This is a genomic window from Arthrobacter sp. ZGTC212, from assembly GCF_002929255.1.
Classification (GTDB): Bacteria; Actinomycetota; Actinomycetes; order Actinomycetales; family Micrococcaceae; genus Arthrobacter_B; species Arthrobacter_B sunyaminii.
Genome location: NZ_PJIJ01000003.1, coordinates 26,460 through 52,023 on the forward strand (window position 1 = coordinate 26,460; position 25,564 = coordinate 52,023).

At 63.4% G+C, this 25,564-nt stretch carries 22 protein-coding genes and 1 pseudogene; 11 read left to right on the forward strand and 12 right to left on the reverse strand.

Features of this window, described 5'->3' with window-relative positions; all coding sequences use genetic code 11:
* Positions 1-75: 75 nt before the first annotated feature.
* The 3 genes from CXQ89_RS12470 to CXQ89_RS12480 are packed head-to-tail and all read left to right on the forward strand — an operon-like array spanning position 76 to position 4,402.
* Complete coding sequence (locus CXQ89_RS12470) at positions 76-888, forward strand: SDR family NAD(P)-dependent oxidoreductase (protein WP_104161492.1); 813 nt, start codon at positions 76-78, stop codon at positions 886-888.
* Between the two features lie 20 nt (positions 889-908).
* Positions 909-2,132: a serine hydrolase gene (locus tag CXQ89_RS12475; protein ID WP_104161493.1), complete on the forward strand. Its 1,224-nt coding sequence runs from the start codon at positions 909-911 to the stop codon at positions 2,130-2,132.
* 17 nt (positions 2,133-2,149) lie between these two features.
* On the forward strand, positions 2,150-4,402 hold the full coding sequence (locus CXQ89_RS12480; RefSeq protein WP_104161494.1) for a cytochrome P450: 2,253 nt from the start codon (positions 2,150-2,152) through the stop codon (positions 4,400-4,402).
* A gap of 18 nt (positions 4,403-4,420) precedes the next feature.
* Here the strand turns inward: CXQ89_RS12480 and CXQ89_RS12485 are convergent, their stop codons facing one another.
* Positions 4,421-5,002 carry a TetR/AcrR family transcriptional regulator gene (locus tag CXQ89_RS12485; RefSeq protein WP_104161495.1) on the reverse strand — a complete coding sequence of 194 codons (582 nt, stop codon included), beginning with the start codon at positions 5,000-5,002 and terminating at the stop codon, positions 4,421-4,423.
* 287 nt (positions 5,003-5,289) lie between these two features.
* Between CXQ89_RS12485 and CXQ89_RS12490 the strand changes: the two genes are divergently transcribed.
* The gene (locus CXQ89_RS12490; protein ID WP_104161496.1) at positions 5,290-5,706 is read left to right on the forward strand and encodes a VOC family protein; all 417 of its coding nucleotides are present in this window, start codon (positions 5,290-5,292) and stop codon (positions 5,704-5,706) included.
* On the opposite strand, the gene CXQ89_RS12495 is transcribed toward CXQ89_RS12490, so the two are convergent.
* Complete coding sequence (locus CXQ89_RS12495; RefSeq protein ID WP_104161497.1) at positions 5,703-6,287, reverse strand: glyoxalase/bleomycin resistance/extradiol dioxygenase family protein; 585 nt, start codon at positions 6,285-6,287, stop codon at positions 5,703-5,705. The two genes, CXQ89_RS12490 and CXQ89_RS12495, sit on opposite strands and share 4 nt — an antisense overlap.
* Positions 6,288-6,361: 74 nt before the next feature.
* Here CXQ89_RS12495 and CXQ89_RS12500 point away from each other — a divergent pair, with 74 nt between their 5' ends.
* Together CXQ89_RS12500 and CXQ89_RS12505 are read left to right on the forward strand one after the other, a co-directional pair.
* Positions 6,362-7,168 (forward strand): helix-turn-helix transcriptional regulator, encoded by an 807-nt coding sequence (locus CXQ89_RS12500; RefSeq protein ID WP_104161498.1) that lies wholly within the window; start codon positions 6,362-6,364, stop codon positions 7,166-7,168.
* Positions 7,169-7,225: 57 nt separating this feature from the next.
* Complete coding sequence (locus tag CXQ89_RS12505; RefSeq protein ID WP_308471684.1) at positions 7,226-8,425, forward strand: GDSL-type esterase/lipase family protein; 1,200 nt, start codon at positions 7,226-7,228, stop codon at positions 8,423-8,425.
* Between the two features lie 76 nt (positions 8,426-8,501).
* Here the strand turns inward: CXQ89_RS12505 and CXQ89_RS12510 are convergent, their stop codons facing one another.
* The 5 genes from CXQ89_RS12510 to CXQ89_RS12530 form a co-directional block, all read right to left on the reverse strand.
* A complete protein-coding gene (locus CXQ89_RS12510; RefSeq protein WP_104161500.1) occupies positions 8,502-9,236 on the reverse strand; it encodes a hypothetical protein in 735 nt (244 codons plus the stop codon).
* 167 nt (positions 9,237-9,403) lie between these two features.
* Positions 9,404-10,333: a carbohydrate ABC transporter permease gene (locus CXQ89_RS12515; RefSeq protein ID WP_104161501.1), complete on the reverse strand. Its 930-nt coding sequence runs from the start codon at positions 10,331-10,333 to the stop codon at positions 9,404-9,406.
* Positions 10,333-11,274: a carbohydrate ABC transporter permease gene (locus CXQ89_RS12520; protein WP_104161502.1), complete on the reverse strand. Its 942-nt coding sequence runs from the start codon at positions 11,272-11,274 to the stop codon at positions 10,333-10,335. Before CXQ89_RS12520 ends, CXQ89_RS12515 begins: the two co-directional genes overlap by 1 nt.
* Before the next feature lie 71 nt (positions 11,275-11,345).
* Positions 11,346-12,743, reverse strand: coding sequence for an ABC transporter substrate-binding protein (locus tag CXQ89_RS12525; protein ID WP_146067246.1), 1,398 nt, complete (start codon positions 12,741-12,743; stop codon positions 11,346-11,348).
* A 47-nt stretch (positions 12,744-12,790) separates the two neighbouring features.
* The gene (locus CXQ89_RS12530; RefSeq protein WP_104161504.1) at positions 12,791-14,302 is read right to left on the reverse strand and encodes an alpha-N-arabinofuranosidase; all 1,512 of its coding nucleotides are present in this window, start codon (positions 14,300-14,302) and stop codon (positions 12,791-12,793) included.
* A 231-nt stretch (positions 14,303-14,533) separates the two neighbouring features.
* On the opposite strand from CXQ89_RS12530, the gene CXQ89_RS12535 reads away from it, so the two are divergent.
* Positions 14,534-15,556 (forward strand): LacI family DNA-binding transcriptional regulator, encoded by a 1,023-nt coding sequence (locus CXQ89_RS12535; protein WP_104161505.1) that lies wholly within the window; start codon positions 14,534-14,536, stop codon positions 15,554-15,556.
* Between the two features lie 254 nt (positions 15,557-15,810).
* Complete coding sequence (locus CXQ89_RS12540; protein WP_146067247.1) at positions 15,811-16,539, forward strand: hypothetical protein; 729 nt, start codon at positions 15,811-15,813, stop codon at positions 16,537-16,539.
* Positions 16,540-16,647: 108 nt separating this feature from the next.
* Here CXQ89_RS12540 and CXQ89_RS12545 read toward each other — a convergent pair whose 3' ends face one another.
* From CXQ89_RS12545 to CXQ89_RS12560, 4 genes are all read right to left on the reverse strand, one after another.
* Entirely contained in the window at positions 16,648-19,311 is a 2,664-nt protein-coding gene (locus CXQ89_RS12545) for a M14 family metallopeptidase (protein WP_181032334.1), read from the reverse strand.
* A 313-nt stretch (positions 19,312-19,624) separates the two neighbouring features.
* Entirely contained in the window at positions 19,625-20,938 is a 1,314-nt protein-coding gene (locus tag CXQ89_RS12550; RefSeq protein ID WP_104161508.1) for an MFS transporter, read from the reverse strand.
* Between the two features lie 86 nt (positions 20,939-21,024).
* Positions 21,025-22,122 carry a phosphotransferase family protein gene (locus tag CXQ89_RS12555; protein ID WP_258060087.1) on the reverse strand — a complete coding sequence of 366 codons (1,098 nt, stop codon included), beginning with the start codon at positions 22,120-22,122 and terminating at the stop codon, positions 21,025-21,027.
* Entirely contained in the window at positions 22,119-23,693 is a 1,575-nt protein-coding gene (locus CXQ89_RS12560; RefSeq protein WP_258060136.1) for a class I adenylate-forming enzyme family protein, read from the reverse strand. Before CXQ89_RS12560 ends, CXQ89_RS12555 begins: the two co-directional genes overlap by 4 nt.
* Before the next feature lie 214 nt (positions 23,694-23,907).
* On the opposite strand from CXQ89_RS12560, the pseudogene CXQ89_RS19115 reads away from it, so the two are divergent.
* Both CXQ89_RS19115 and CXQ89_RS18625 read left to right on the forward strand, forming a co-directional pair.
* A pseudogene (locus CXQ89_RS19115) lies at positions 23,908-24,129 on the forward strand (TetR/AcrR family transcriptional regulator); the annotation flags it as partial.
* Positions 24,130-24,132: 3 nt separating this feature from the next.
* On the forward strand, positions 24,133-24,549 hold the full coding sequence (locus CXQ89_RS18625; protein WP_219815625.1) for a hypothetical protein: 417 nt from the start codon (positions 24,133-24,135) through the stop codon (positions 24,547-24,549).
* A 22-nt stretch (positions 24,550-24,571) separates the two neighbouring features.
* On the opposite strand, the gene CXQ89_RS12570 is transcribed toward CXQ89_RS18625, so the two are convergent.
* Complete coding sequence (locus CXQ89_RS12570) at positions 24,572-24,946, reverse strand: hypothetical protein (protein ID WP_104161510.1); 375 nt, start codon at positions 24,944-24,946, stop codon at positions 24,572-24,574.
* Between the two features lie 111 nt (positions 24,947-25,057).
* On the opposite strand from CXQ89_RS12570, the gene CXQ89_RS12575 reads away from it, so the two are divergent.
* Positions 25,058-25,501: a hypothetical protein gene (locus CXQ89_RS12575; protein WP_104054955.1), complete on the forward strand. Its 444-nt coding sequence runs from the start codon at positions 25,058-25,060 to the stop codon at positions 25,499-25,501.
* Positions 25,502-25,564 lie beyond the last annotated feature (63 nt).

Here is a 25,564-nt window from a genome sequence, read left to right on the forward strand (position 1 = left end):
GGTGTCCTGCATCACTACTGTGAGGCAGATCACTCCATGCGCGGGTGGAGTCGCCTCGACCTGAACGGAGAACCGATGAATTTGGACGGCAGGATCGCACTCGTTACAGGCGCAGCATCAGGCATGGGCCTGGCTGCAGCCAAAGCTTTGATCGGAGCGGGTGCAACCGTTTACGGGATCGACCTCCGGCAGGAGGCGCTCGACGCCGAATTCACGAGCCTTGACCGGGCCCACGGATTTGTAGCGGATGTCTCGAAGTCCAAGGACGTGGAGCAGGTCTTTGCCCGGATCGAGGCTGACCACGGCAGGCTGGACATCCTGGTCAATGCCGCCGGTGTTTCCACGCCGAACCGGGAAAAGCAGGCCTGGGTGGATGGCATCAACAACAAGATGGTGGAGTCCTTCAAGACCGGCGAGGCGTTCAATCCGGAGTTCCTGGGCGAGATCAGCGATGAGGATTTTGACCGCGTTGTGTCGATCAACCTCAACGGAACCTTCTACACCATCCGTGCTGCTGTACCGCTCCTGAAGAAGGCCGGGCGCGGCTCCATCATCAACTTCGCTTCAGTGGCGGGTCTCATCGGGTTGCCGATGCCCGCGTACTACCCGGCCTCGAAGGCCGCCGTCGTAGGCCTGACCAAGGCTGTTGCCGCAGAACTCGCACCCTTCGATATCCGGGTCAATGCGCTGGCCCCCGCCGGGATCAACACCCCGATGTTCACTGCCTCGGGGGAGGACCACGTCAAGGCGCTCCTGGCGCTGCAGCCGCTCAAGCGCGTCGCTGAACCGGAGGAAATCGGGCAGACCGTGCTGTTCCTGGCCTCGGATGCGGCCGGTCATTACACCGGGCAGACCATGTCGCCATCCGGCGGCGCCCTGATGCTTTGATCCGGCCCAACAAACCCCGAATGGAGAACCCTGTGCAGAACACCGCTGTCCAAGAGACCACCATCACCGACCTTCCCGGCGTCGAACGGCGCTTCCTTGAAGTGCTGGACGAAACTATTCAGGCCGACATTGCGCGCGGCGATTACCACGGTGCCAACATCGTCGTTGCCCGTCACGGCGAAGTAGCACTGCGCGGCAGCTACGGGTTTGCCGAACGGGCCAGCCAGCGGCCTACCCGCCCCGACGACGTCTACCGCATCCTGTCCATGTCCAAAGGGTTTACCAACGCCTTGGTCTACCGGGCCCTCAGCGAAGGAAAGCTGATGCTTTCCACCCGCGTCGTGGACCTGATCCCTGAGTTCTTCGGCACCGAGCCTTTCCGTGCAGCACGAAAGGACCGCATCAACCTAGCCCACCTGCTGACCCACCGTGCCGGTATGCCCGCCACCCCCAACCCCGGGCTGGGACCGGAGGGCTTTGCCGTGCTGGCAGACGTCATCTCCGCCCTGGCAGGGGTGGACGTTGTGCACGAGCCCGGCACAAACCTCAACTATTCAGCGGCCATCAATCACGCCCTGATGGGCGAGATGGCCCGCCGTGCGTACGGGGCCGAATCCTTCCGCGACCTGGTGGACGAGAAGATCTTCACACCCATCGGGATGGCCAACACCCGGTTCGGCATGCCGGCCCGGTCGCAGGAACGTGCCGTGCCGTTGAAGGTCATCGAGGCCAACGATTCCTGGCTCAAGCCTGAAGACATCGAGTGCCTCAACGAGGTCATCGACCGTCCCGACGCCGAAATGCCCTGGGTTGGTGCGGTATCAACCATCGACGACGTCTTCGCGTTCACCGAGATGCTGCGCAATAAGGGCCGCACCGCGGCCGGGGAACAAATTATCGGTGAATCCGTGCTTGACTTCGCCACCACCAACCAGACCGGGGATCAGATCAATGACCTCTACGGCATGGTTGCCACGGCACGAAAATGGGATCTGCCGCCGGGAAACATGGGCCTGGGCTTGGCCCTGGCCGGAACCGGTACACACGCCCGGTTCTTTGGCCCGTTCGTCTCCCCTCGGGCCTTTGGATCCTATGGGGCAGGATCGTCACTGCTGTGGGTGGACCCCGTCTCCGACGTCTCTTTCTGCTTCCTCTCCTCCGGCGTGATGGATGAGGGCGACAACGTTGCGCGCTTCCAGAAACTCTCCACGATTGCCGCCTCCGCGGTCGTCACCGAACCCTGATCCGCTAAGGACCCGCCATGACCGCTCTGCACCACGAAGCCCGCCCCGCGGGCCGCTGCCCGGTTGCCCACGGCTTCGATGCCATGGGCGATGACTACTACCGCGACCCTGCCCGCCACCTGTCTGAGGTCCGGGACGCCACCCCGGTGTTCTGGTACCCGTACCTAAACGCCTGGATCGTCACGAAGCGCGAGGATTGTCTGACGGTGCTCTCCGACTGGCAGACCTACTCGTCGGCGTCGAACTCCGCCGCGGATGTTCCCGAGGAATACCAGGAAACCTATCCTCCGGAGCTCGTGGCGAAAATGATCGTGGGACAGGACCCGCCCGGCCACACCGAAGCGCGCTCCGTGGCGCAGCTCGGTTTCGTCAAGGAGCGCATGGACCGCCTGCAGCCCGAGATCGAGGCGCGGGCGCACCGGATCATCGACCGGTTCGAGAACCGGGGCACCGCCAACCTGCTCGAGGAATACTCCCTCGAACTGACTACCCAGACCATCATGGCGCTGCTGGGCCTGGGCTATGAACACGAGGCCATGCTGCGGCAGCTCCGCGACGATCTGTTTTCTGTTCTTTCCTCCGCGCACGAGCCGCTGCTGGAGCCGAAACGGTCCGAGGTCTGGAAGCGGTTTGTCGAGGCGAACCTTGTGCTGCGCGGCATCATCGATTCCCGACGCGGATCGGACGCAGATGACATCATCTCGGTGATGGCGTCCGCCCGGAAGGAAGACGGCTCCTGGGTGCTGCCCACCCCGCAGATCGCGCTCCACGTCTCGGAGTTCGCAGCGGCCGGCACTGACACCACCGCCCAGGCCATGACCAACGCGGTGATCTTCCTGTCCGAAAACCCCGGCGCCCTGCAGGACGCCATTGACGAACCCGAACTGTGGCCGAGGGTCTTTGAGGAGACGGTCCGCCGTCGTCCTTCCTCCACGTTCACCTCCCGGCGGGCGATGCACGACGTCGAACTCTCCGGCGTGCAGATTTCCGCGGGAGACATGATCTGGGTGGGGCTGGCATCGGCCAACACTGACCCGGACCATGTGGAGCGGCCGTTCGAGTTCAATATCCACCGACCTGACCCCACCGACCACTTGGCCTTCACCGCCGGACGGCATACCTGCCTGGGTAATCCGCTGGCCAGGGTACAGGGCGCCACCGGTCTCAGGGTCCTGTTTGAGCGGTTGCCCTCACTGCGGCCTGATAACACTGAGGATCTGGATTTCCTGCGGATGGCGCTGCTGCCCGTGCGGCGGTCCCTGAACGTGCATTGGGATGTGACGGATGTTGAGCGGTCCCGGGAGCGGGCTGTCCGCACCCTCAACCTGCAGGTGCTTGAGCGCAAAGATGCGTCCGATGGTGTGGTTACCCTGACCCTGGGGCATCCGGACGGCGGTCAGCTGCCGCAGTGGAAGGCAGGGGCCCACATCGACGTCCATGTCCCCAACGGCGAACTCGAACCCTTCGTGCGGCAGTACTCACTGTCCTCAGACCCCCAGGAGCGGAGCACCTACCGGATCGGCGTCCTCAAAGAGGTCTCCGGCCGCGGTGGATCGGCAGCCGTCCACGACGCCCTTTTGTCCGGTTCGAGTGTCACTGTGTCCTGGCCGCGCAACAACTTCCGACTCGCTCCGGCCCGGAACTATCTCTTTATTGCCGGCGGCATCGGTATCACGCCGATCCTGGCCATGATCAGGGAGGCCCAGCGAACAGGTGCCGACTGGGAGCTGATTTACGGCGGGCGCACCCGCTCGTCCATGGCTTTCCTCGATGAGCTGGCCGTCTATGGCGACCGGATTACCGTGGTGCCTCAGGACGAGCTCGGGCACATCGACCTGCCGGGGCTCCTCGCCGAGCCCCGGCAGGACACCCTGGTTTACGCGTGCGGGCCCGAGCCCCTGCTGCGGGCCGCGGAGGAGCACGCTGCACACTGGCCCAAGGACTCACTGCGGCTGGAGAGGTTTGCACCGAAAGCCATCGAGCGGACTCTTCCGGACACCCCGTTCGAGGTGGAATTCGCCAACTCCGGCACCGTAGTGACGGTAGGCGCGGAGGAATCGATTCTGGAAGCGGCGCAGGAGGCCGGCCTGCCGGTGATCTCTTCCTGCAAGACCGGCACCTGCGGCACGTGTGAGACGCCGATCCTTGCGGGGAACGCCGATCATCGGGACTCGATCCTGACCACCTCCGAGCAGGAGGCCAACGGAACCATGATGATCTGCGTGTCCCGTGCCGCGGCGGGATGTCCGCGCCTGGTGCTCGGCCGCTAACCGAACCTGAGGACCGGGTCAGCCGCCGTACAACTGAGCCCACTGCCGGGCCAGTGCGGCCAGGACCCGGTCCTCCCGTTCACGGTGACCGCGGACATACAGGAAGTAGAAATTGCGTTCCAGGCCCATCATCAGTGTGGCCATGTGCGCGGCCCGGTCTTCCCGCTCATCCTCGGTCCTGCATCCGATGTACAGCCGGGTCTGGGCTGAACAGATTCTCCGAACCAGCCCCAGCCATTCCTCGAGCACCGTCGCATCCGTTGCCATGGCCTGATTAATGGCCTCAAACTCCGTCGCGTATTCGAACCACATCTGACGGGACTGTTCGAGCCAGATCCGCACGGCGGCAGGTGAATGTTCAGTCATGCGGTCCAGGACGGCGTACAAATCGGCAACCTCGGTTTCGATCTCGCGCATCCGTGCCATGATGATTTGCGGCTTGCCGCTGAAGTAGAGGTAGAGGTTCGCCCGGCTCCCGCCGGCCACGGCCGCAATCCGCGCCATCGACGTCTGTTCATAACCTTGTTCGCGGAACAGCCGCAACGCCTCATCGACAATGCGCTGCCGGGTGGCAGCGCTCTTAGCAGTGCGGTCAACCATGCGGGGCTCCGAACTAGACGGGATCAATGTGTGCTCATGCTCCGTTCGCGGCCCCGACAGTTATCGGTTCACATCAGCCGGTTGTTGGTTTCCTGCACGGCTCATGCCGCATTGCCTATTGTCGCAAACCCGATGGGGACTCCGGCGCCGGTTTACGTCTCACAAGCCGCCGCGCGTGTCCTGACCTTGAACGGAAAGGCGTGAGCTCTTCCGGCCGCAGCACCCCGCGCCTATCCTGTCTGCATATCTGGCTCCACCCTTCCACATAAGTTTTGAAGGAGATCACCATGTCCACCCTCATGAATCCCTACCTCAGCTTCCGGGACAACGCCCGGGAGGCGATGGCGTTCTATCAGAGCGTGTTCGGCGGAACCCTGGAAAGCAGCACCTACGGTGACATGAACATGGCCGAAGACCCCGCCGAGGCCAACAAGATCATGCACTCGTCCCTGAAGACAGACGACGGGCTTGTCCTGATGGCCTCGGACACCCCGGCCAGCATGGCCCTGGACGAAGGAAGCAGCTATTCCATCTCCTTGAGCGGCAGCGACGGTGAGCGGCTGCGCGGCTACTGGGACAAGCTGCTCGACGGCGGCCAAATGACACTGCCGCTGGAAAAGGCCCCCTGGGGCGACATGTTCGGCATGCTGAATGACAAATTCGGCACCAGCTGGATGATCAGCATCGAGGGCCAGGACTCCTAGGAGTTTCCCCCGGAGCCCTCCGGGGCGTCCTCACCGGAGCCGGAAGCCGACATGCCCTGCCCGGCGGCCCACTCGGCAACCCGGGCGGCGCTTTCCTCATCGGACAGGTCCTCCACCCGGGACATCACGGACCAGCGGACCCCGAACGGGTCACGGATACTGGCGAAACGGTCGCCGGAGACGAAAGTGGTCAGCGGTTCGCGGATGCTGGCCCCGGCTGCTTCTGCCCGGGCCACGGTCTCGTCGACGTTTTCGCAGTACAGGCCCATCGAATAGCAGTCGGCGTCACCCTCCGGGGCGGAGACGAGCCCGAAGTCGGGGTTGGGTTCGCCCAGCTGCAGCCGGCCGGTGCCGAAGTCCAGATCGGCGTGGACCACGATGCCGCCCATCTCGGTGGCATCGATCAGCCGGGCGCCAAAGACATCGCGATAGAAGTTGATGGCGTCTCGGGCGTCCGGAACGGCGAGGAACGGGGTCAGCGTGGTGACGCCGTGCGGGACGCCGCCGGTGGTGTGCTGGCCGGTGACACCTGAGGTGCCCGGCGCTGAGGCGGTGGGATTGGTGTTGGGTGTAGTAGTCATGCTTCGACGGTAGGAGTGCGGACCCGGCTCCGGCTTGAAGATTCGCGACAGCCTGGGGAAGACATAGGGGAGACATGGCAGCGGCCGGTGAGGGAGAGGAGCAATGGCGCGGGACGCTGTATCCCGCCCGGCTGCCTTCCTTCCGCCGGATCCCGGCACCGGCAGCGCTCGCGGACCGGGTGCGCTGGTTCTGGATTCCGGAATGGAACCTGGCGCCCGGCCGGGTGTCGCGGCAGGAGCTGCTGCCCTTTCCGGCATTGAACCTGGTGGTCCAGCCCGACGGCGTCACGCTGTCCGGTCCGGCGACCCGGCGCTCCTTCCGGGATCTGTCCGGACGCGGCTGGGCATTGGGACTGCTGCTGCGTCCGGCCGCGGTGCCGGTGTTCGTTCAGGATCCGGGAAGCCTGCGCGACGTCGAAATCCCCTTCCCTGCTCCGGATCTGCTGGCGGCGGTTTCGGCTGCCATGGCGGACGACGACGACGCGTCCCGCCGCACGGCCGCGGCGGCGGCGGCAGTCCACTGGCTCGAAGCTCAGGTCCCTGCCCCCAACGCTGATGCCCTGCTGGCCAACCGGCTGGAGGACCTGATCCAGTCGGATCAGTTCCTCATCCGCGTGGCTCAAGCCGCCGAACAGCTCGGCGTCTCCGTCCGGACGGTGCAAAGACTGGCGCGGCGGCATGTGGGGCTTCCTCCGCTGGCCATGATCCGCCGCTACCGGCTGCAGGAGGCGGCCGAACGGGTGCGGCTGGATCCCACAACCCCTATTGCGGACATTGCGGCGGAACTGGGCTACGCGGACCAGGCACATCTGGCCGCCGCGTTCCGTGAGGTTCTTGGCTTCACGGCCAGCAGTTACCGGCGGTCCGCGGGCGGGACATAGTCCGCACTGCGAATTCCCGCGAGAACGGCGCTGACCTGCCGCATGCACTAAGGTGGCTTGGCACCTGAATACCGACGAAAGACCCTCATGATCACCACTGCCATCGCCCCCGCGCTCGTTCACGGAGCCGCGGAACTCGAAACCACTGCCCGGGGACTGCAGCCGCACCGCCTGCCCGCCGCTGTGCGAGCCAGGTTCCCTGACCCGCAGCTGCTCATGGCCGAGGCCCAGCCCTCCGGTGTCCGGCTGGTTTTCTCGACGACGGCGGAGCGGCTGGAACTGGTCACGCACCCCACCCGGGTGGTTTACCTGGGTGCGGACCGGCCGCGCGGCTCTGTGGATCTGCTGGTCGACGGCGAGCTGATGCAGAGCGACAGCCTCACCGGAGGTTCGTACACCGAGGTCATTATGTCTACCGGTGCCAGCCGGCAGGTCGAGGGACCCTCGCACACCAGCATCTTTTCCCCGCTGCCTGCCGGTTCCAAGGTGGTGGAGATCTGGCTGCCGCACAACGAAACGGTGGAGCTGGTGGAATTGCGCAGCGACGCCCCGCTGGAACCGCACCGCTACGACCGGCCGGTCTGGCTGCACCACGGCAGCTCGATCAGCCACGGCTCCAACGCCGCCACGCCGTCGGGTATCTGGCCCGCTGTGGCGGCGCGGATCGGCGGCGTCGAACTGCACAACCTGGGTCTGGGCGGCAGCGCCCTGGTGGATCCGTTCACCGCGCAGGTCATGCGGGACGCCCCGGCGGACCTGATCAGCGTGAAGCTGGGCATCAACGTGGTGAACATGGACTCGATGCGGCTGCGTGCTTTCGTCCCCGCCGTCCATGGCTTCCTGGACACCATCCGCGACGGGCACCCGGACACCCCGCTGGTGCTTATTTCACCGATATTCTGCGGCATCCACGAGGACACTCCGGGTCCCGGAGCCTTTGACCCGGCATCTTTCGGCACGGATCAAGTGAAGTTCATCGCCACCGGCTCGCCGGAGGGCGTGGCTGCCGGCCAGCTGACCCTGCGCGTGATCCGTGACGCGTTGCAGTCCCTGGCGGAACGCCGGTCCGGGGACAAGAATCTCCATTATCTGGACGGGACATCCCTGTACGGCGCCGAGGATGCCGAAGATCATCCGCTGCCGGATGCACTGCACCCGGATACCGCTGCGCACCGGTTGATCGGGGAGCGGTTTGCGCAGTACGCGTTTGCGGGCGAGGGCCCGTTTGGGCAGGACGCTAAGGGGGCCGTTGCCTAGGCTGACCCGTTAAAGGCATGGGGGGTGCCGGCTGAGATCAGCCGGCACCCCCCCCACAGCGGAAGTATCGAGGCGGTTATGCCTGGTATCCGCCGAACTTCTTGGCCTGCCGGTAGGCCTTCTTGCGGGTGAAGTACTCGCTGGAGGGCTTCATGAACAGCAGGACGACGGCGGCGATGGTGGCCACCAGGGACACCAGCGTCAGGACGCCGACAACGGGCCCGGTGACAAACAGGCCGAGCAGTCCCACGAGGGAGAGCACAGCGAAGATCGTGAGGAGGATGCGGGCCCAGTTGAACCCGGCACGGACCAGCAAGGCGAGCCCAACGCTCACGGCTGCCCCGAGGATGCCGCCCACCACCGAGGAAATCGTGTTGGTTGCCACGGCGTCGGAGAGCGATTGTGAATCAACCTCCAGGCCCAGATCCCGCGTGATGGTCTCCATGTACTCGAGGTACTCCGGAGAGTTCATGTAGGAAATTGAGAAGGGCAGCGAGATCAACCCGACGACGGCGCTGGCAATCAGCAGCCAGAACGCCTGGTTCACCTGCTTGGGGCGGGGCGGATCTTCGGCGGGAGTCATCTGGCCGTACGGACTTCCCGGGTACGCGTAACCGTTCTGTGCCGAGGAGTCGCCCGGAGCCGGATAGTTGTAGTTTCCCTGGGCGCCGGGATAGGCCTGTCCGCCCTGATAGGGTCCCTGCTGACCCGACCCCGGTTGCTGGCCCGGTCCGGGCTGGCCCGGCTGGCCGGAATTCCACGGTCCGGGGTTGTTTCCGGACTGGTCGTTTGGCTGCGTCGGTTCACTCACGCGTTATTCCCCCTGAAGATACTGTGCCGTGACGGCATTAGCGGTTGTCCGCCCGAAACCGGGCGGTGAATTACTTCACGGCCAGCCTAGCGGGGATGAATGCCGGAAAGAGGGATTCACCGGGTTGGATGCCCTGTTTTATTGCGGGTTTATTGCGGACCTGCTTCTTACTTCAGGCTTCCCAGCGACAATCCGCCCTGCCAGTACTTCTGCAGCATGAGGAAGGCGATGATCAGCGGAATGACGGAAACCAGCGAGCCGCTCGTGACCAGGTTCCAGATCAGGCCGTTGGCGGTGGCGGAGTTGGACTGCACCTGCCAGGCGTTCAGGCCCACCGTGACGGGCAGCAGCGTCTGGTCCGAAATCATGGCCAGCGGCAGGAAGTAGTTGTTCCAGCCGCCCACCACGGAGAGCAGCAGCACGGTGACGACAGCTGGCCGCATCAGCGGCAGGGCGATAGTGAAGAATGTCCGGATTTCCCCGGAGCCGTCCACCCGTGCGGCGTCCAGCAGTTCGTCCGGGATGGCGTCCTGCACATACACACGCATGAGGTACACGCCGAAGGGGCTCAGCAGCGAGGGAAGGATCACCGCCCAGATGGTATTGGTCAGCCCCAGGTTGTTGAACAGCACGTAGGTGGGAATGACGAGCGCCGTCGCCGGCACCATCACCGACGCCAGCAGGATCATGAAGCTGACGGACCGTCCCCGGAAGCGGTACTTGGCGAACGCGTAGCCGGCCAGCACCGCGAGAACCGTGGCCCCCACCCCGCCTGCCGTCGCGTACAGGAAGGAGTTGCCGAGCCAGCGCAGGTAGATGCCGTTGTTGTAGGTGGCCAGCTGCTGGAGGTTGTCGAACAGGGCGAAGTTCGAGTCAAACCAGAGCGGACCTCCGGTGCCGGTAAACAGTCCCTGGGTGCTCTTGCTTCCCGCGACCACGAGCCACCACAGCGGCAGCAGGAAATACAGGGACGCGACGGCGAGGAGGATGTGCAGGCCGACGGCGCGTTCCCGCGGGGGCTTGTTGGCGCGGCGTTTCCCGCGCGGGCCCGAGGCTGTGACGGCGTCGTCGAGCAGTGGTGCCGGTGTTGTAGTCATCAGTTGAGTCCGCTCTTCTTGCGGGTGGCGATCAGGAAAATGATGGAGGCAAGGAACACCATGAGCCCGAGTGCAAAGGAAATGGCCGACGCGTAGTTGAACTGCTGGTAGGAGAACGCCAGGTTGTAGGCGTAGAGGTTGGGGGTGTAGGCGGCGTCGATGGCGTTGCCGGCCAGCGGGGCCAGCACCTGGGGTTCAGTGAAGAACTGCAGGGTGCCGATCAGGGAGAACACCCCGGTCAGCACCAGCGACGAGGTGATGATCGGGACCTTGACCTGCAGTGCTGTCTGCAGTTTGGTGGCACCGTCAATCCGGGCAGCCTCATAGATGGACGGGTCAATCGACTGCAGTGACGCATAGATGATGATCATGTAATAGCCGGTCCACTGCCAGGTCACAATGTTGGTCAGTGACCAGAAGATGGAGCTCCGGCTGAGCAGGTCCGGCGCCTGCATGTTCAGGAAATCGAAGAAGCCCACCAGCGGCCCGAAGGAAGGGCTGTAGAGGAAGCCCCACATCAGGGCGCCAATTACGCCGGGGATGGCGTACGGCGCGAAGATCATCAGCCGGGTGAAGCGCGAGAGGCGGGTCCGGACGTCGTCGAGGATGAGCGCGAAGACGAGCGCCAGTCCAATCTGGAGCGGCACAAAAACCAGCGCGAAGCCCGCCACCCGGGTCATGCCGGACAGGAACCGCTGGTCGGTGAAGGCCTTGGTGTAGTTCGCCAGCCCGGCGAACTGTTCACCGCCGGCGAGGGTGTTGGTGTGCAGGCTCATCCAGAACGCGTAACCAAGCGGCAGGACGAGGAACACCAGGAACACCACGGCAAAGGGGGCAAGGAATACCCATCCGAACCGCGCGGTTTTGCGCTCCAGACTGGTTCCCCGTTTCAGCACGGCCGGGGGCCGGGCCGGCGTTTCTAGCTCTGAGGTGGCTGACATGTGTCTCTTCCTTGGGACGCATAGGGGGGACCTCCGTGCGGGCAGGGGGGTGCCTGCCCGCACGGGGCTGGTTATTTCAGTTCGAAACCCTGCTCACCGGCGTAGGTTTCCAATGACTCCTGCAGCTGGTCCGCTGCGTCCGAAGCTGAAATGTTGCCTTCAATCGCTTCGGAGAGCAGCCGCTGGGATTCGTCGTAGTAGAACTGCGTGAACGGGGAGAACGTCACGCCCTCATAGTCGAGGGCGGCCTGACCGAAGATTTCCTTGTTCAGCTGCTGTCCGCCGTAGAACTCATAGGGGCGGTTCTGGAAGTACTCGGATTCGATCATTTCGGGGTAGGCCAGGAAGAGTCCGCCCACCTCGACGCCGAGTTCCTTGGTTTCCTGGGACTCGTAGAGTTCCGCGGCCACCTTGGTGGCGAGGGCGGCGTCGTCGGCCTGGACCGTCACGGCCAGCGTGCTGCCGCCCCAGTTCACCTGCTTGGGGCTGGAAGCATCCCACTGCGGGATCGGAGCTGCCCGCCACACGGCGTCCGCGTCGGCGCCTTCCAGTGCGGGAATGTGGACGTTGTACCAAACCGGATAGATGGCTGTGGCGTACTTTCCGGTGCCCAGCGCGGTGCTGAATTCGGGTGTCCAGGCCTGGTCGGTGCCCACCAGGTCCTGGTCCACCAGATCGATCCAGTAGTCAAAGACTTTCTTGCTGGCCTCGTCATTGTGGTTGATGCTGATCTCGGTGGGATTGCTGTTGTCGAAGTCGAAGGGCTTGGCGCCGGCCTGGTCCAGGAAGGCGTAGTGCTGGCCCTGGCCGTTCGGCGCGAAGTTGCCGATCAGCGTCTCTCCGCCGGTGGCGTCGCTGAGCTGCTTGGCCGCAGCGGCATACTCGTCCCAGGTGGTGGGAACAGGAATTCCGTGCTTGTCGAAGATGTCCTGCCGGTACCACATCCCCACGGGTCCGAGGTCGACCGGCACCGCGTAGACACTGTCGCCGCTGGAGACGTCGCGCCAGGCGCCGGCGGTGAAGTTGTCCTTGTATTCGTTGATCCCGTGTTCGGTCATGTCCACGAGCCCGCCCTGCATGAGGAAGCTGTTCAGCCAGTCGTACTCGATCTGGGCGATGTCCGGTGCGCCGGACTTGGACTGCAGGGAGGTGGAGAGCTTGGTGTAGGCGTCGGCGCCCTGCCCGGCGTTGGTCCAGCAGATCTGTACGTCGTCGTGGGTTTCGTTGAACTTGTCGACCGTCTGCGCCGTGTCTTCGAACCAGCCCCAATAGGTGACCACGGGAACATCATTGACCTTGATCTCGTTGGCGCAGTTCGTTTTGCTCGCGCCGGCCCCGGTGCCGCCGCCCCCGTCGTCGTCGTCGTTGCTGCCGCAGGACACCAGCGTCATGGCCAGCGCCGTTGTTATGCCGGCGGCGAGCAGGGTTTTTCTTTGGATTCTTGTGTTGCGGATCTTTGTGTTTCGCACTGCGTACTCCCTTGTATGAGTGATGGTGAAACAGAAGGGTTTGGTGCTTACTGCAGCTCGAGGGCGGTCCACGAGACCGGGGGAAGGGTCACGGTGACCGTTCCGTTTTCGATGCGCGCGCTTTTGTTGGGTTCGGGGACCACCCGGTCCTGGTCCTGGAGGGTGTTGCCGGCGGAGTAATCGTCGTCATGCAGGGTCTGCGCGCTGCGGACGCTTTCGACGCCGAGCGGGCCGGCATCGATGCTAACGGTCACGGTGTCGGTGAGGCTGCGGTTGACCAGGAACACCGCGGCGGTTCCGGCGGCGTCGTCGTGGGTGGCGACGGCGTCGACCATGGGGACGTCGCCGTAGGCGTCGGTAACCATGGCGGGGGAGTCGATCTTCGGATCCAGGACCGTGCCGCGGGCCAGCCGCGAGGTGATCGCGAACGGGTAGAAGGTGGTCTGCCGCCACGCCGGCCCCTGCGGTTCGGTGGTGATTGGCGCGATCACGTTCACCAGCTGGGCCAGGCTCGCCGCGGTCACCCGGTCCGCGTGCCGGAGCAGACTGATCAGAAGACTCCCGACGACGACGGCGTCCATCGCCGAGTAGGCGTTCTCCAGCAGGCGCGGCGCCTGCGGCCACTCGGAGGCATCGGTGATCTTCTCGACGTCGTTGTAGACGCTTTGGTACCAGACATTCCATTCGTCGAAGGAAAGGTACATCGTCTTGTCGCTGCGGCGGACGGCCTTCACATGGTCGGCGCTCGCGACCACGGAATCGATGAAGCGGTCCATACTGACTGCCGAGGCCAGGAAGCTGGCCAGGTCGCCGTCGTGCGGCTCGTAGTAGGCGTGGCAGGAAATGAAGTCGACGTCGTCGTAGGTCTCTTCCAGGACCGTGCGCTCCCAGACGCCGAAGGTCGGCATGCCGGCACCGGAACTGCCGCAGACCACGAGTTCCAGCGTTGGGTCCAGCTGGCGCATGGCCCGCGCGGTTTTGCCGGCCAGACGCGCGTATTCTTCGGCGGTGCCGTGGCCGAGCTGCCAGGGGCCGTCCATTTCATTGCCCAGGCACCACATGCGGATGGCGTGCGGCTCAGGGCTGCCGTTGGCGATGCGCTGGTCCGAGAGTGCGGTGCCGGCGGGGATGTTCGCGTATTCGAGCACGTCCAGGGCCTCCTGCACGCCGCGGGTGCCTAGGTTCACCGCGTACATGAGTTCGCCGTCGACCTCTTTGATCCAGCGGGCGAACTCGTCCAACCCCACTTCGTTGGTCTCGGTGGAGTGCCAGGCCAGGTCCAGCCGCTTGGGCCGCTGCTCGCGGGGGCCTACGCCGTCCTCCCAGCGGTAGCCGGAGACAAAGTTTCCGCCCGGATAGCGGATGGTGGAGACTCCCAGTTCGCGGACCAGCTCGATGACGTCGCGGCGGAAGCCGTCCTCGTTAGCGGTGCGGTGCCCGGGTTCGTAGATGCCGTCATAAACGGCGCGGCCGAGGTGTTCCACAAAGGAGCCGAAGACTCGTCGGCTGACCGGGGCCACGGTGAAGTGCGGGTCAAGGGTGAGGCGGGCTTGGGGCATTGGGACTCCGTTGTCGAAATGTTCCAGTGCCGGAGTGGTTCCGGCGTTGCAGAGAAGGCTTTTTTCTTGGGTGCTGGTGGTGCAACCTTGGTGAGGTACAACGTTGTACCCGGAACGCTAAACCGCGCATGGTTGAGGCGTCAAGAGTCCTGGGCATTGTTTTTGTGCGGCTAGGATTTGAAGACGTTTTGGCCGCAGAGGCTGCAGGGCAGGAAAGGGCGCCTTCGAAACATGAATCCAACGCTTCACGATGTTGCCCGTGCCGCCGGCGTTTCCATCAAGACGGTCTCCAATGTCCTTAATGACAATCCCAAAGTGGGGCCGGAAACGCGCTCGCGGGTGAGCCGGATTATTGACGAGCTGGGATACCGCCCCAACCTGTCCGCGCGCGGATTGCGGTCCGGTAAAACGGGAGTGATTGGGCTGGCCGTTCCCTCCATTCGGGAAAATTACTTTGCCGAACTGGCGGATTCCATTATTCGTGCCGCGGCGACAAAGGGTCTGCGGGTTTTGATTGAACAGACCAACGGTGAGCGGAAGCTGGAACTGGCGGCCCTCTCCGGCGGACGGCTGCGCTTCGTGGACGGCATGCTGTTCAGCCCCGCCGCGCTGGGGCAGGACGACGCCGGCGCCCTCACCGTGGATGAACCCCTGGTGCTGCTGGGCGAGCGGATCTTCGGCGGACCGACCGACCACGTCACCATGCACAACACGTCTTCGGCGCGCGCCGCCGTCGAACACCTGCTGGGCCTTGGCCGGTCACGGATAGCCCTGGTGGGTGCGCCGGAGATCTCGGAGGACGCCGCCAGCTCGGCCAGCCTGCGCGAGCGCGGCTACCGCGAGGCCCTTGGCGCCGCGGGCATTGCCTTCGACCCGGATCTGGTGGCCCGCGGCGGCAGCTGGGGGCGGGACACCGGAGCCGAGGCCATCCGCGGCCTGTGCCGCCGGGGCGTCGGCTTTGACGCAGTCTTTGCGCTGAACGATTCCCTGGCGCTGGGTGCCCTGCGCCAGCTGGCGGTGGAGGGTCTGCGCGTGCCCGAGGACGTGGCCGTGATCGGCTTCGACAACATCGACGAAGGCCGCTTCTCGCTGCCCTCGCTGACCACGGTGGATCCCGGCCGGGATGAGATCGCCGAAACCGCGGTGCAGCTTTTGGTGGAGCGGATCGGGGAGAAGGGGGAGCCATTGGCGCCCCGGACGGTGAAAGCGGGGTTCCGGATTGTCCGGCGCGAGTCCACCGGGTTTAGAGGATAGTTTCCACGCCGGAATGCGGGCAGCAGGATGGGGATTGGCAAATCCCGGCGGGGAGATACACGGCGAGGTGGACCTTGTTTTGTTGAGGATTAAAGCGTCATATACTTTAACCGCCGTTGAGGCAGTACCTCAATAGGATTTTGGGGACACCACAGCGACACCTGAGTTTTCCTTGACGCCTGCCGTGCGTCGGAACCGTTTGGGATCCGAAGATTCCCCTTGTTCTAGAGCATCAATAGAATCAGGGAGACAAAATGGCGATCAAGCCAGAACAGAATAACGGGGATGCTTACACGGAGGGCTCCGGCTCCCCGAACGAGCCTCACTCTGACGCCATTCATTCGGGTGAATCCGTTCCTGCGGGCCAGCAGGATGAGCCTGCAAATGAAGCAGTGGGCGACACGTCATGGACAAAAATATGCCCTAAATGCAGCGTTGCGAACGAAGGTCTCGGGGAATACTGTCCTCACTGCGGCGCCTCCTATGCTCGGGGCCGGAAGTTGAAATTCAGCAAGAAGGCCATCATCATCACCTTGGCGGTTCTGCTTGCTCTGGGTGCGGTCACTGGGATCACCTTGGGGGTGCAGCATTCTCAGCAGGTTGAGGCTGAAGAAGCAGCCGATCGGGCTGCCCGGGCAGCGGCAGCTGCTGCTGAAAAGGAACAGGAACGCCAAGCGGAGGCTAAGGCCGAAAGTGAGAACGGCCAGCGGGCGCTTCGAGCTCTCATTGTCGAGGGGCTGCAGGAAGCCGTGCAGAAGGACGCTGTAAAACGCGTAGATGAAGGAAGTCTTGACGGTCCGATCATGCGTACCGAATGTACCCCTCTGGGCGGAGGATCCATTGATGATTTGACGGCCATCACGGGGACCTTCGAGTGCATTGCAGTCAACGAAAAGAGTGATGACGGAACTGAATCGGGATACATCTTTTCTGCGACAGTGAACTGGGACGCGGCCAGCTACTCTTGGCGCTTGGGCAGGTAGGTCACTGCAGCTCGCTGCCTCTGGTCACGAAAACGTGTAAGGCGACAGGCAGCGACGGCAGATTCCCGGGCCGAGGGCTAATGGCCCCGGCCCGGGAATCCTCTGCTTCTAGCGGCCAGCCTTGGCGAACAGGCCTGCCATTTCCTCAGCCGTCAGTTCGGTGCCCGCGCCGTTGTAGATCGCGTTGGTAACCACGGTCCAGGAAGCCCGGGGCCAAGTGCGGAATGTGATGTGCCCGCCGGCAATCGTCACGTCCCCTTCACCGACGTCGAACGAGGCAATGTTCGTTGCTCCGTTGAGCGCTTCGGCACCCAGGGCGTATCCGCTGACCAGCGGGTTGCCCTCGGCGGGGTACTGCGAAACCGAGGTTCCTTCCCCGGTCAGGCGGAAGGCGGCGTCGTTGTTGAACCAGGTGGGCCAAGACGCCGGCATGCCCCAGGTTGCGGGTTGGGCCGTGTCATAGTCCTGGGCCAGCAGGGCGCCGGGAACATTGAAGGCGGCGCGGTCCGCCGGGGTGATGTTCTCCACCGGCAGACTCATTGCAGAGGCCGCGGTGAGAGACGAGGACCCCAGGGCAAGGACGCTGCCGCCCTGCTCGGCGAACTCCGCGAGCTTCTGCGGTGCATCCGGCACACCGGCCGCCCAGGCGAACTCCTCCGGATACTTGGTGGTGTCCAGCCCGGTGGTCAGCCGGTCCGTGGAGATTCCCGGTGCGAGCACAATGGAGTCGAACTTCTCGGACAGGTTGGCGTAGTCCGCGGCTTCGACCACCTCATAGTTCGTGCCGAACTGGTCCATCATCCACATCAGCCAGCCGCCGGGCATGTTGTTGGCCCCGCGGACCAGGCCGATTCGGGTGTTGTCCGCGAGTTTGATCGCCCCGGTTTCCGGCATCTGCGCCGTGGCGTAGACCGGCAGGCTGGTTTCGCGGATGGCACGGGTTAGGGCGCCGCGGGCACCGCGTTCGCCGGCGGGAACCATCAGCGCACCGGGAGCAAACTCCTGCCCGTTCACGGTGATCGGACCGGCAGCGCGGTAGGTATCCACCCCGGCATCCTGCAGATCGTCAATGATCCGGCCCAGACCGTAGGACTCGGCGCTGAGAATGTAGGCGCCGTTGTTTCCCGGCGGCCGGGGCATCTGAACCCGATCCTGCCGGATTTCGCGCACCTGCCGGGTAGCAGTCTCGAACGGCTCCTGAACCGCGGCAACATCCACGCCCATGAACAGGGCGATGTTGTCGGTGGTTTCGCTGTACGGCATGATCAGCGGGCAGTCGGCGCACTTGCGGGCGCTGTCCGGATACTCGTCGATGCGCAGCAGCTGATCCACCCAGCGGCCCAGCGGCTGCTGGGTGCGCAGGATGTAAGAACCGGCGGCGAATTCACGGCCTTCAGCAGTGAAGGCTGCCGTGGCCTGCTCGATTTCCACCTCGCCGAAGTCGAAGATCCGCATCATGTCATACACGGCGTAGGGGTCGCGCTGGCCGCTGGGCACTACATAGGCGTACGGGCCGCCCTCCCAGTCAACACTGTTCATGTTCACCCGGTAGAGGTTGTTCAGCAGCCACGACTGGGGATCCGACGCCACTGTGTTCATGCCTGAGAAAGCCGCTGACGTGGCGTACTGGACAATCTGCTTCAGCGTCCAGGTATCGGAATCGTAGGGCAGGGGGGAGCGCATCGTTTTGTCGACCGGTTCCAGCACGCCGTCTCCGGTGTAGGGGTAGGCCAGGTCGCGGACGGAGGCAATCTCGGTCAGGAAGGTGGAGGTGCCCAGGAAGGTGCCGTAGCCGGCGACGTCGGCGTTCCAGAGGATGCCGTACGCGTCGTCGGACTTCACGCCCTTCAGGCCTTCGGCCACGAGGTCACGCTGGGTGAACTGGCCCAGCGCGTTCGAGGAGGAGATGGCGATGGGATCCACAGCCGTGGAGAGCGGCTCGTCATAGGGCGGGGTCCAGATCCGCGGACTGTTGGTCCCGGCCTGGTGCATGTAGTGCTGAACCACCGGACGGTATTTCTGTTCCAGCATCACCCGGGTCCGGGATTCCTTCTGTGTGAACATGAACCAGTCGCGGTTGTTATCGTGCCCCACGTAGGAGTGGTAGAGATCCGGATACACGCGGTTGTACTCCGTGCCCGCGGTTTCGTTGAAGTAGTCCACCACCATCTGCTGCCCGTCCGGGTTGGCGGAGGGGACGATCAGCACCACCATGTAGTCCAGAATCTTGTTCATGGCGTCGGAATCTTCGGTGGCGAGGCGGTGGACGACGTCGACCAGCGCCTGCGTGTTTCCCACTTCCGTTGCGTGGATGGAGGCCTCAATGTAGTAGACCGGGACGGTTCCTGCCGCGACCTTCCGGGCGTAGTCCTCTTCCTCCATCCCGGCCGCGGCCGCCTCGGCAACCATCGCCTCGGGATCGGCCAGCCGCTCGTTGGTGGCGAGGATTTCATCCAACCGGTTCAGGTTCTCCTCACTGCTCATCCGGAGGATTGGATATTCGTTGTTGTCGGTGGTGCGGTCCACCACTTCGTAGTCCACTTCCGGGGACTGCGCGGCGATCGTCTCGAAGTAGTCGCTGATGTCCGCGAAGGAGGCGAGCCGACCCTCGTCGCCCATCTCGAAGCCGAAGTACTCGGCAGGGGCGGGAAGGTCCGGCAGTTTGCTGCCGGGCGGTGCATCGCCGCGGTAGCCGGTGGCCGGCGATATGGCCAGTCCCAGCAGGGCGAGCGAGGCAAGAAGGGCTGTGGCGGATTTGTGCCTTGTCTGCATGGAGGAATCCCTCATACGGGCCGCGGCCAACTCCGGCCACGGCAGGGTGCTGCTCGTATACAGCGCATCGGAAACATGCGGTGTTGCAGCTGAGGGTGCCCGGCCGTCGTCGCACCGGGCACCATCAGCCGTGTCTGTGCCGCACCCAGTGGTGGTGATGCGGCGGCGCGAGTGTAGGAGGGAGGCTAAGGGGCTGGTTGGTAATGATCAACCGTTGTGGAAGGATTTTGGTCGGGTCGGCGGAACTGCTGTTGTTTCTTCTGCGGGAGTGTGGGTAGGGGTGCAGCAGGTTATGCCGGATGCCACCGAATCTTCAGGCGTCCTTGAGATCGATTCCCTTGGTTTCCGGCATGAGCCACACTGCCACCGCAGTGCACAAGCACAAGAACATGATGTACACGCTCGACAGCCAGCCCACACCCCACTCAATCAACAGCGCATTCAGGTACGGGGCAGTACCACCAAACACTGCCACCGAAATGGAGTAGGCAAAGCCGATGCTCTGAGTCCGCACTTTTGTTGGAAAGTTCTCCGACAGTGTGGCGGCGAGCAACGCTCCCGGAACAGCGACAACCAGCAAGGCAAGGGAGGAAGCGACCAGCAGGGTCCAAGGCTCAGAGGAAATCAGGCTCATCAGAGGCAATTGAACCAAGATCATCACTGCGGCGAAACCGATCATCATCGGGCGGCGCCCCACCTTGTCCGAAAGCCTCCCCCAGAAGGGCAGGGAGACAAGGGCTATCAACTGTGCGATGACGGAGGACCAGTATGCGGAGGAAGCGGACATCCCCTGCTGCGTGATGGCGTAGGTGGACGCGTAGGAGGTCCAGGTGTAGTGGGCGGCGGTGATACCGGAAGTCATAGCGATCATCAGCAGGATGGCCCGGACTACCTGCTTACGGGCCAGCGGCGTCGGCCGACTGTCGGCGGCAGCCTTGTCTTCATCGTGGAAAACGTCGCTCTCGTCCATCCCCTTCCGCAGGTACAGGGCGGCCAGAGCAAGGAAGGCACCCAACAGGAAAGGAATCCGCCAGCCCCAAGCAGCAACTTCACTTTCCTCGAGCACGGCCGTCACCGTTCCGCCTACGGTGTAGGCAAGCACCGATCCGGCGAAAATCGCGACAAAAACAATGCTGCCCCACATGCCCCGGCGATGCGCAGGGGCAATCTCAGCCACGTAGGTATTGGCGGTGGCGGATTCACCACCGTGTGCGAAGCCCTGGCTGACACGGGCCAGCAGAAGGATAATGGAGGCCCACACGCCCACAGTGGCGTAGGTGGGCATGAGCCCGATGACAAGGGAGCCGCCGGCCATCATCAGCATGGTGGTGATGAGGACGAACTTTCTTCCCTTCTTGTCTGCGATCCGCCCAAACACGATGCCGCCGAGAGGACGCATAAGGAAGCCGACGGCGAAGACAGCCAAGGTGGATAGAAGCGCTGATACCGGGTCGTCCGGGTTGAACATTGCCGCAGCAATGAATGGAGCGAAGACAGCGTAGGCACTCCACTCATACCACTCCAGAATGTTGCCGACGGTACTTGCCGCCAGCGAACGCTTTTTGGACCTGCCCGCCGGGGCAATGGCCGCACCCGATGCTGGAATTGAGGAATATTGTGCTGACATGCTGGGGCTCCTTTGCCGTTCAGACTGTGACGGGACTTACGGGCTTACGGGACTGCCGGAAATTACGGATAAAACTGTGGACGGAATTACAGGTCGTGCATGTGCCGCCTTGCCTGCTGCAGCAGGTGAGGGACTCCGGCTTCCAGCGAGGGTCCGAAGAGCTCATCGCCGGGACGCTCGCCCTGGAGCCAGCGGGTATAGATTGCTTCGCAGAAGATCGCAGACTTCCACAGGGCCAGCATTTGGTACCAGGGAAGAGGGCCCATCTCGAAGCCGGTCCGTTCCGCGTAGCGGTCCACCAGCTGTGTTCTGTTCCAGTAACCGGGTTCACGGGTGACCGGAGTGAGCTCCATGACGGTTGGTGCGCTCGCCGGGTCCGAATAGGTGGCGGTCAGATACCCCAGATCCGCCAGGGGATCACCCAGCGTTGCCATCTCCCAGTCGAGGATCCCCACTACCGAGGCAGGGGCGGAGCCGGAGAACAAAAGGTTGCCCATGCGGTAGTCGCCGTGGACGACTGACATGCCCTGCGAGTCAGGCCGGTTTTTCTCCAGCCAATCCGCGAGGTCATGGACCTCCGGAAGGTGGCGGGTGGTATTGGTTTCCCAGAGGCCGGAAAAGCGCTTCACCTGGCGCTCAAGGTATCCTTCCGGGCGGCCCAGGCCTGAGAGATCCGGCTTGGTCACATCCACCCTGTGCAGCTGGGCGAGGGCATCGACGACGGCGCGGCTGGTGGCTTCCCGCTGGCCGCGTGATTCAAGGGGTGGCGGGACGGTATCGGTGATTACCACCCCCTCTACGAAGGACATGACGTAGAAGGGCACCCCCAGCACGGATTCATCGGTGCAGACAGCGAGGACCCGGGGCACGAGCACTCCCTCCGCGTGCAGCAGCTGCTGGATTCGGGCTTCCCGGACCATGTCATGGGTGGAGGGCGGTAGGGGTGGCCGGGGCCCGCGGCGCAGTACATACGTCTGGTCGCTGCGTTGAATCCGGTACGTGATGTTGGACTGTCCGTCTCCGATCCGTTCCCAGGCCAGCGGGCCGGTGCCGAAGCCCTGTTCGTCGAAGAATGCTGTTACCGAATCCAGGATGAGCAGTGGAGGGCTGGGCAGTGCACGGGCTTCCGCCGTCGTCGTCACTACTTCCACGCCGTCCGGCGTCATCCGTGTTTGGATGCTCATCGGGTTCCTGGCTCGCGCAGCGCCTTGCGGCGAATCTTGCCGGTCTGCGTCTTGGGCAGATCCTCGATGAGGTGGACGATTCGGGGGTACTTGTAGGCGGCGAGGCGCTGCTTGGTGAACTCGATGACTTCCTCCTCGGTAAGAGTGTGTCCGGCCTTCACCGAGACGTACGCGACCACTGTTTCTCCGCGGTACGGGTCGGGCTGGCCGACAACGGCGGCTTCAAAGACCGCGGGATGTTCGTAGAGCACGTCCTCAACCTCGCGGGGCCAGACCTTGAAGCCGGACACATTGATCTGGTCTTTGAGCCGGTCCACGATGTAGACCCAGCCGTTCTCATCAACGATGGCTACGTCCCCCGTGCGAAGCCGGCCGCCTGGCATGGTCCGCTCGGTCGCTTCGGCATTGTTCCAATAGCCGGGAACAATCTGCGGTCCCGCCAGCTCCAGTTCTCCCTGTTCGCCCACGGGCAGCGGATTACCGTCGGCGTCGATGATCCGCACGGTGACGTTGGGCAGCGGGAGGCCGATGGACAGGCTTCCGCTCAGCGGGTCGACGGGAGCCTTGACGCCCGGCGGCACAGCTATGACGCCCGACGTCGTTTCCGTCATGCCGTAAATGTTGTGGATGTATTTCCCGAACCGCTTCTGGAAACCCTCCACCGTGGCTGGCGGAATGGGTGCGCCGCCGGAATACAGGGTGCGGATTGAGGTGAAATGCTCCGGGGTTGCACCGGGGTCCTGATAAATGGCGTTGAAGACGGTAATTGATCCCGTGGTGCAGGTGATGTGGTGTTCGGCTACGGCGTCCACGACGACGGCGGGATGGGTGCGGTTGATGAAGACCAGCGTGGTGTCGTGGAGGAGGGGCGCTATGGCGCCGAGCACGGCGCCGGTGATGTGGAACAGCGGAGCGACGGCCAGTACGCTGTCGCCGGGTTGCAGTCCCATCCACGCAGCCGAAGTCATGGCAACGTTGAGGACGTTGCGGTGCGTGTTCATCGCGCCTTTGGGCGGACCCGTGGTCCCCGAGGTATAGGTCAGCAGCGCCACATCGTCGGACATGAGTGCAGCGTCGCCGGGGGAGCGCCCGGCAAACTCGGAGATCAGGTCCGCCATGTCCCCGTCCGGAGAGGGCACGACCGGCGTGGTGTTCGAAAAGACCCGGGGATCATTGCGGTTCTGGTATTCAAGCCCCGACGTCGTCACGATCCATTCCACTGAACTGCCGGCAACGGTGTCGGCAGTTGCGGAGTACAGGGTGTCTTCGGCAATGATTCCCCGGACCCGGGAATCATCAACGAGATGACGCAGTTCCCTGCCCCTGTACATGGGGTTAAGAAGCACCGCCGTTGCGGCCAGCTTCCACAGGGCAAGGAAGGAAATGGCATATTGCGGGATATTCTGCAGCTGGATGCCAATCCGGTCACCGGGCCCCACGCCGCGGCTTTCCAGAGCTGCGGCGAACGCATCGGACGCTTCGTCCAGCTGGGCAGCGGACAGGGCGCCGTCAAAATAAGCGATTGCGGTTCCCTGGGGATTCGCCTGAACCCGGAGCCGCCAAGCCTCCACCAATGACGTGGTCTGAACGGTGAAGGGAGAGGGTAAGCCGGAAGGGTAAAAGCTGGTCGATGGAGGAGTCACACTGGCATCCACTGGGTGCTCACTTCCTTGTCGAGCTTGGGGCTCTGGGACGGGTGGCTACCGATCGATCGCTCGGTAGCCTTAGTGTGAAGTGGGACTCACGGGGTGTCAAGACTCAATGCGGGTAGTTCGGGAGGACAAAATGTCACACACAGTGCGAAGCGGAGATCCGGCTTTGCCCACTTCCGGGAGTGGGACCGGGTGGCGGACCTACGCGCAGAATGATCTGTCCCCGATACTTACCTGTGCCCTGCAGTGCTTTATGGAACACGGTTATCACGGCACGACTATTCGCCGGGTCGCGGCCCGCTGCGGGTTGTCCGTTCCCGGTCTCTATCACCACTATCCGTCCAAACATTCGCTTCTGGTGGCAATCACTTCGCACGCAATGGCGGATCTCTGGACCCGCAGCGAGCAGGCGCTGGCTGAAGCCGGGCCGTCCCTCTCGGATCAGTTTGATTTCCTGGTGGAATGTCTGGTGCTCTTCCACGCCCGGCGGACGGGACTGGCGTTTATCGCGTTCAGCGAGATTCGGAGTCTCGACACCTCAGCCCGGGCACAGCACATTGCTGCCCGTGATCGCCAGCAGGCTCTCATGTATGCCGTGGTTGAACAGGGCGCGAAGTCCGGGGTCTTCGCCACTCCTTTTCCGCGCGAGGCCAGCCTGGCGGTCATCACGATGTGCACTGGAGTTGCTCAATGGTTCCGGCCCGACGGGGCGCTGACGCCGGAACAGCTGGTGGAGCGATTCCGCGAAATCACCAGGATGGCTGTCGGCATGTGAGGCGGCAGACCTCCGTTCGGAGCTACTTCTTTTCCAGCTCCTGGTCCTTGGGCAGCACCTCTGCTGGGATGTGGGGGCCGTTCAGTGCACGCTTTTCCGAGATTTTGCCGGCTTTGAGTCCGTTAAAAAGTCCCAGCTGGTTCAGGCGCTTAAAAAGTCCCAGCTGGTTCAGGCGCTGGTAGCTCTCGCTGGTCATGTGGACCCGCTGGGGATCGAATCCTGCGGCAATGGCATCGATGCCGAGGATGCCCGCGAACAGGTCTTTTGCTGACTGGCCGGCGGACTGCGCCGACGAGGGGTTTACCTCGAGGCGTTCAAACAGGGCGGCTGCGGCCGCCTCCGAACCGGCTGCCAAGGCGCTATCGCCGGAAAGAACAATTTCAATTTCGCTTTGCACTTCGTCAGTGGGTTAATTCACGGGTTCATTGTGGCATATTGGCGGCTCGTCATTCGCCCAATATTTAGTACCGAAAAGGACTGCACGTAATTCCTGTGTAAGAGTGGCTCTATGAAGAAAATTATTGCACCAGTTGTTCTTGCCGCGGCTCTAGCTCTGACGGGGTGTGGAGGCGAAGAGGCACCCGCCGCCGGCGGTGTCGAAAATAAGGTTGCAGAAACTCCGCAGATCCCAGACCTTGACGGCGATTGGAAGCAGAGTAACGCCACCAATAAGGAGTCCTATCAGCAAGCAACTATTGCCGGGGACACCATCACAATCGAATGGGTCAGCGACGGGGGAGATACAACCTCCATCTATTGGGTTGGGTCGTACGAAGCCCCAACGGACGGGAATGAACCGCACACATGGGCGTCCCAGCGGGATACCGAGGCGACAGACTTTGCCCTCTTGGCGTCCAGTGACGAAACTAAAGAGTTCACATACGAAGAAAAGACCATCAGTTACAAGGTCAGTTTGATGGGGACCACTACAACTGTAGAGCTGGAAAAATAAGACAAAACCAGATTCGTTACGGTCGGCCGAGTCGGCTTTTCCAGGGATGATGCTGGTCGTAGG